6 protein-coding genes are annotated in these 6,201 nt (G+C 71.0%); all 6 read left to right on the top strand.

All coding sequences use genetic code 11. From position 1 onward, the window contains the following. Window positions 1-160 precede the first annotated feature (160 nt). The 6 genes from ABZU75_RS09995 to ABZU75_RS09970 are packed head-to-tail and all read left to right on the top strand — an operon-like array spanning window position 161 to window position 6,175. The gene (locus ABZU75_RS09995) at window positions 161-991 is read left to right on the top strand and encodes an ABC transporter ATP-binding protein (RefSeq protein ID WP_355551458.1); all 831 of its coding nucleotides are present in this window, start codon (window positions 161-163) and stop codon (window positions 989-991) included. Window positions 992-1,005: 14 nt separating this feature from the next. Further along, window positions 1,006-1,863 carry an ABC transporter permease gene (locus ABZU75_RS09990; protein WP_355551456.1) on the top strand — a complete coding sequence of 286 codons (858 nt, stop codon included), beginning with the start codon at window positions 1,006-1,008 and terminating at the stop codon, window positions 1,861-1,863. Then, window positions 1,860-2,639, top strand: coding sequence for an SDR family NAD(P)-dependent oxidoreductase (locus tag ABZU75_RS09985; RefSeq protein ID WP_355551454.1), 780 nt, complete (start codon window positions 1,860-1,862; stop codon window positions 2,637-2,639). Before ABZU75_RS09990 ends, ABZU75_RS09985 begins: the two co-directional genes overlap by 4 nt. Before the next feature lie 17 nt (window positions 2,640-2,656). Further along, window positions 2,657-4,018 (top strand): M20/M25/M40 family metallo-hydrolase, encoded by a 1,362-nt coding sequence (locus ABZU75_RS09980; protein WP_355551452.1) that lies wholly within the window; start codon window positions 2,657-2,659, stop codon window positions 4,016-4,018. Further along, window positions 4,015-5,289 (top strand): Ohr family peroxiredoxin, encoded by a 1,275-nt coding sequence (locus ABZU75_RS09975; protein WP_355551450.1) that lies wholly within the window; start codon window positions 4,015-4,017, stop codon window positions 5,287-5,289. Before ABZU75_RS09980 ends, ABZU75_RS09975 begins: the two co-directional genes overlap by 4 nt. A 7-nt stretch (window positions 5,290-5,296) precedes the next feature. Next, window positions 5,297-6,175, top strand: a complete 879-nt coding sequence (locus tag ABZU75_RS09970) for an IclR family transcriptional regulator (protein ID WP_355551448.1) — start codon at window positions 5,297-5,299, stop codon at window positions 6,173-6,175. Window positions 6,176-6,201: the final 26 nt, after the last annotated feature.

Genomic DNA, 6,201 nt, shown 5'->3' with positions numbered 1-6,201 from the left:
GTGCTTGTCGCCGCCCGGGGGGTGCCGCCGGCGGTCCCGCGGGCCCCCCCCCCCGGGGGCGCGCCCCCGGGACCCGGGGCCGCACCACCAGAAGTGGATCAGGGCCGGAGCGACCGGCGACCACGACCGACCAGCACCCGAGCATCGAAGAGGAGGGCCGATGGCCATCAGGACCCCCGGCCGCCGCCAGGCCACCGCCGCATCGGCATCGGTGGACGAAGACGCATGGATCGAGGTGGCCGGCCTGCAGAAGCTGTACCGGCCCCGCAGGTCGGAGCCCACCCATGCGCTTTCCGACATCGGCTTCACCGTCAGGCGGGGGGAGTTCATCTCCATCGTCGGACCCTCCGGATGCGGTAAGACCACCCTGCTGAAGATCCTTGCCGGGCTGATCCCCAAGAGCGAGGGCGTCGTCCGTGTCGCGGGACGGGACGTGACCAAGCCGCTCCCCGAGGTGGGCATGGTCTTCCAGGCCGCGACCCTGCTGCCCTGGCGCACCATCCTGGAGAACGTGATGGTCCCCGTCGAGGTGCAGAAACTCGACGCGGCCGTCTACCGCGAGCAGGCCAGGAACCTGCTGAACATGGTCGGCCTGGACGGCTTCGGCGACAAGTACCCGCACGAGCTCAGCGGCGGCATGCAGCAGCGCGCCGGGATCTGCCGGGCCCTGGTGCACGACCCGTCCGTACTGCTCATGGACGAGCCGTTCGGTGCCCTGGACGCGATGACCAGGGAGTACATGAACGTCGAGCTGCTGCGCATCTGGAAGGAGAGCGGCAAGACCGTCGTCCTGGTCACCCACTCCATCCCCGAGGCGGTGTTCCTGTCCGACCGGGTCATCGTGCTCAGCTCCCGTCCCGGGCGGATCGCCGAGATCGTCCCGATCGAGCTGGGGCGCCCGCGCGATCTCAGCGTCATGTCCTCCGATCGCGCAGGGGTCTACGTGACGCGAATCCGCCAGCACTTCAACGCCGCCGGCGTCATCGACTGACGAGGTACACCACCATGACAATGACCAAGGCCACCGACGGCCGGCCCGCCCGTCCGCCGGGCCAGGAACGGAAAAAGAGCCGCCTGAGGGGATTCGACCTCCGCGAGCGCCCCGAGCTCATCATGGTCCCCGGGGTCTTCGTGACCGCGGTGCTCGCCTGGGAGTTCCTCGTGCAGCCCCTCGGCATCGACGACTACGTGCTGCCCCGGCCCTCGCAGATCGTCGCGTCGCTGGTCACCCAGCTCACCGACGACCAGTTCTGGTCGCACCTGCTGGTCACGCTTCAGGAGTCCCTGATCGGCTTCGTGATCGGTGTCGGCGCGGCGATGGTGCTGGGCACGCTGATCTCGCAGGTGCGGCTGGCCGAGCGCACGCTCATGCCGTACATCGTCGCCTTCCAGACGGTGCCGAAGGTCGCCCTGGCGCCGCTGTTCGTCGTCTGGTTCGGCTTCGGCATGACCAGCAAGATCGTCATGGCGGCGGTCATCTCCTTCTTCCCGATGCTGGTCAACGTCATCGAGGGGCTGCGCTCGGCCGACGCCGACCGGATCCAGATGCTGACCGTGTTCGGCGCGGGCAGGTTCCAGGTCTTCCGCATGGTCCGGCTGCCGAGCGCGCTGCCCTTCATCTTCGCCGGGCTCGACATCGGGATCGTCTTCGCCATCCTCGGCGCGGTCGTCGGCGAGTTCATCGGCGCCAAGGAGGGGCTTGGGTACCTGCTCCTGCAGACCAACTACAACTTCGACATCTCCGGAATGTTCGCGGTCCTGGTGGTGCTCTCCGTGCTCGGCCTCATCGCGCACTCCCTCATCCGTTTCGCCCAGCGGCGCTTCGCCTTCTGGGCCGAGGACAGCCGGGTGATCGGCGCATGAGCGATCCGAACCGCTTCGACGGCAGGGTGGCCCTGGTCACCGGCGCGGGCCGGGGCATCGGCGCGGCGATCGCCGCCACGCTCGCGGCCCGCGGCGCCCGCGTGGCCCAGGCGGACGTGACCTCCGGCGACGACTGGCAGGCGCCGCTGCCCGAGAGCGACGGGCACACCCGCCACCACGTCGACGTCCGCTCGGCGGAGTCCTGCCGCGCGCTGGTCGCCGAGGTGCTCGCCGCGCACGGCCGCCTCGACCACCTGGTCAACAACGCGGGCATCGTACGGCGGGGGCCGGCGGCCACGATGAGCGAGGGTGACTTCACAGACGTCCTCGACGTCAACCTCACCGGCACCTTCCGGATGTCCCAGGCCGCCTACCCGGCGCTGCGCGACGCGGCCAAGGCGGCCGGCGAGGGCGGTGAGAGCGCCGCGAGCGTGGTGAACATCGGCTCGACCAACGGCCACATCGCGGTCCTGGACACCCTCGGCTACTGCGTCAGCAAGGCCGGGGTGATGCACATGGCCAAGGTGCTCGCTCTGGAGTGGGCCCCCGACGGCGTCCGGGTCAACGCCGTCGGACCCACGATCGTGCCCACCGACATGACGGCCGACGTTCGCGCCAACGAGGCGTACATGAAAGACAAAATGGCCACCATCCCCCTGGGCCGCATGGCAGGGGCCGGCGACGTCGCCAACGCGGTCGCCTTCCTGCTCAGCCCCGCCGCCGCCATGACCACCGGTCAGACGATCTACGTCGACGGCGGAGTGATCACCCAGTGACGCGTGAGGAGCACTCCATGTCCAAGCCCGATGTCGCCGCCGCACTGGCCGCCGTCGACGCCCACCTCGACACCTTCGTCGAGGAACTGCAGCAGCTCTGCCGGATCCGCAGCCGCCGCCAGGAACCCGAGCAGATGGTGGCCACCGCCGAGTTCCTCGCCGCCTCGGTCGGCCGCTGGGGCGGCACCGCCGAGGTCATCCCCTGGGAACACTCCCACCCGTACGTGCTGGGTGAGATCGGCGGCGGGGAGCGCACCCTGCTGCACTTCAACCACTACGACGTCGAGGTGGAGCCGACCGGCGACGACGACCGGTGGATCAGCCCCCCGTACGCGGCGGAGATCCACGACGGACGGCTGTACGCGCGAGGCGTCGCCGACGACAAGGGCGCCCTGATGTCGCGGGTGCACGCCGCCGCCGCGTGGCGGCTGTCCGGCCAGGAGGCGCCGGTCACCAGCCGCTACATCATGGAGGGCAAGCAGTGGCTGCACAGCCCCGGCCTCGGCTCGTTCGTCCGCGCGCACGCCGACCGGCTGACGAGCGACGGCACCCTGTGGGAGAACTCCTGGGTGGACGAGCAGGGCAGGCCGCTGCTCAAGCTCAGTGAGAAGGGCGTGCTCTATCTCAGGCTGACCGCCACCACCCTGACCCGTGAGCTGACCAGCCAGAACACCGCGCTGCTGCCGTCGGCGACCACCCGCCTGGCCGCGGCGCTGGCGAGCCTGCAGCGGCCCGACGGCACCGTCACCGTGGCGGGCTTCGCCGACGACGCGCGGGTGCCCACCGACGAGGAGCGGGAGCTGCTGGCCCGGCTGCACTTCGACGGCGACTTCCTGCGCGCCCGGGCCGGAGTCGACTCCTTCATCGGCGGCCTCGACGACGCCCAGGCCGCGGTCGAGATCCGCACCCGCCCGACCCTGACGGTCGCCGGCATCGTCGGCGGCGACAACCGCGACGACATCACCCTCGGCATCCCGGCCACCGCGGCCGCCAAGGTGGAGATCCGCCTGGTCGCCGGGCAGGACCCCGAGCGGGTGCTGCGGGCCCTCGGCAAGCACCTGGCCGACGGCGGCTTCGGTGACATCGCGATCGAGGTCATGGCCACCAGCAGTCCGAGCGCCACCGACCACCGCGACCCGTTCGTGTCGCTGGTCGCCGACGCGGCCCGCCGTGTCTACGGTGCCGAGCCCGTCATCGAGCCGTACACGCAGTGGATCGGCAACCAGGGCGTCATGGGCGGGCGCCCGATCGTCGGCGTCGGCGTCTCGCGCGCCGACTCCGGGGTCGACGGCCCCAACGAGAACATTCTTGTGGAGGACTACCGCATGGGTATCAAGCACGTCGTCGAGGTCATGGCCGCGATGGCGGTGGACCGATGAGCGCCACCCACCTGCGCGGTGCCTCCGAGCGCGGTTACCTGGAGCTGCCCTGGGGTCAGGTCCACTACCGGCGCGCGGGCGACCCCGCGGCGGTCCCGCTGCTCATCCTGCACCAGTCGCCGCTGTCGTCGGCGACCTACGAGCCCGCCCTCGCCGCCCTGGCCGCGCACGGCCTGTACGTCGTCGCGGTCGACACCCCCGGCTTCGGGATGTCGGACGCGCCCGGTGAGCAGTGGTCCATCCCCGACTACGCGGCGGCGACGTGGCGGATCGCCGACGCGCTCGGCCTGGAGAAGGTGCATCTGCTCGGGCAGCACACCGGCGCCGTGATCGCCGCCGAGGCGGCGCTCACCGCCCGCGACCGGGTGAGCGGCCTGATCTTCCAGGGGCTGCCGCTGTACGACGACGCCGAGCGTGCGAAGAAGAAGGCCGGCTACGCGCCGGGCTACCAGGTCGCCCACGACGGCAGCCACCTGACGACGATCTGGGAGCGGGTCTACTGGCTCTATCCGAGGATCTCGGCGGAGTCGGCCAGCCGCCAGGTCGCCGAGTATCTCAGCGTGGGTCCCGACTACGCGGTCGCCTATCGGGCGGTCTTCGACCACCACCTGGACACCGCCGCGCTCGCCGGCATCCCCATGCTGCTGCTGCACGGCGGCGACGACGTGGTGGCCAGGATGAACGACGTCGTCCAGGCCGCGCTGCCGGGCGTGCCGCTGGTCACCATCCCCGGCGGCACCGACTTCGTCGCCGAGGAGCAGCCGGAGATCTTCGCCAAGGCGGTGGCCGAACACGTACTGGCGCACGGGGCCGAGCGGCCGGAGGCGACGTTCAAGCCGATCTACACCGCGACCGTCGAGGTCCAGGGCGGTCGCGCGGGTAGCGCCCGCTCACTCACCGGCTCGCTGGACCTCGCCCTCACCAGGCCCGCCGACCGCACGCCCGGCGACACCGGCACCGACCCCGAGGAGCTCTTCGCCGCGGGATACGGGGCCTGCTTCGCCAGTGCCCTGGGGATCGTGGCACGGCGCGAGCGGATCGGCCTCGACCCGGTGAGCGTCACCACGTCGGTGACCCTCGGCTCGGTGCCCGGCGGGAAGTACGCGATCGCCGCCGCGCTCGGCATCTCCGCGCCGCACGTTCCGCAGGCGGACCTGGAGCGGATCGTCGGCATCGCCGACGGCCTGTGCCCCTACTCCAACGCGATCCGAGGTAACGCTGAGGTCACGATTGAGGTCCTCGGCGGCCCTCCGGACAGCGCTGCCCTATGACATTCACATGATCTCTCCCCCTACCGCGTCGCCTGCCGCGCGCGTCCTGACCAACGAGGAAACCATGACCGTCGATGACATCGGAGAGGAGCAGGAGCCGGAGCGTTCCCGCTCCGGTATCGCGCGGGCTCTCGCCGTGATCGATGTCATCGGCAGGTCGCCTCAGGCTCAGGGCGTCTCCGTGATCGCGCGGCAGACCGGCCTGCCCAAGGCCGTGACACACCGCATACTGCGGGAGTTGGTGGTCGGCCAGTTCCTGAGCTTCGACGAGGACAGGAAGCTCTACCGCCTCGGCCCCGGGGCGTTGAGCATCGGCCTGGCCGCGATGCGCGAACTCGACGTGCCCGCCGTCGCGCACCGGCACCTGGTGGCGCTGGCCGAGCGGGCGGGCGAGACGGCGACGCTCTCGCTCCGCCAGGGCTGGTCGCGGGTCTACGTCGACCAGGTCCTCTCCGACCAGGAGATCCGGATGTCGGTGGCGCTGGGCACCAGCCATCCCCTGCACGCGGGGTCCTCCTCCAAGGCGATCCTCGCGGCGCTGCCCGACGCGGAGGTGGACGACTACGTGGCCCACCACCGCCTCGACAGCGTCACCGACGCCACGATCACCTCGACGACCGCGCTGGGCGAGGAGATCGACCGGATCCGCACCCTCGGCTACGCGGTCAGCTTCGGCGAGCGGCAGTCGGGGGCGACGAGTGTGGCGGCGGCCTTCCGCGGCGCGACCGGGCAGGTCGTCGGATCGGTGTCACTGTGCGGGGCGCAGGACATGTTCATTCGCAGCCGCAGAGAACTGCTGGGGGAGTGGGTGGCCACCGCGGCCGCCGACATCTCGGCCGACCTCGGCTTTCGCACAACAGGCCGGAACGGGGGGGACATCGGGTGACACCCGTCCGGAAGAACATCGACGAA

The organism is Streptosporangium sp. NPDC005286 (assembly GCF_040607515.1).
GTDB lineage: Bacteria > Actinomycetota > Actinomycetes > Streptosporangiales > Streptosporangiaceae > Streptosporangium.
Note: the sequence above shows the minus strand (reverse complement) of the source record. Positions and strands in the feature narration are given on the sequence as shown.

Bases quoted from the DNA above. Each gene is read 5' to 3' on its own strand.
- ABZU75_RS09995 (WP_355551458.1), top strand. From the start codon at position 161: ATGGCCATCAGGACCCCCGGCCGCCGCCAGGCCACCGCCGCATCGGCA.
- ABZU75_RS09990 (WP_355551456.1), top strand. From the start codon at position 1,006: ATGACAATGACCAAGGCCACCGACGGCCGGCCCGCCCGTCCGCCGGGC.
- ABZU75_RS09985 (WP_355551454.1), top strand. From the start codon at position 1,860: ATGAGCGATCCGAACCGCTTCGACGGCAGGGTGGCCCTGGTCACCGGC.
- ABZU75_RS09980 (WP_355551452.1), top strand. From the start codon at position 2,657: ATGTCCAAGCCCGATGTCGCCGCCGCACTGGCCGCCGTCGACGCCCAC.
- ABZU75_RS09975 (WP_355551450.1), top strand. From the start codon at position 4,015: ATGAGCGCCACCCACCTGCGCGGTGCCTCCGAGCGCGGTTACCTGGAG.
- ABZU75_RS09970 (WP_355551448.1), top strand. From the start codon at position 5,297: ATGATCTCTCCCCCTACCGCGTCGCCTGCCGCGCGCGTCCTGACCAAC.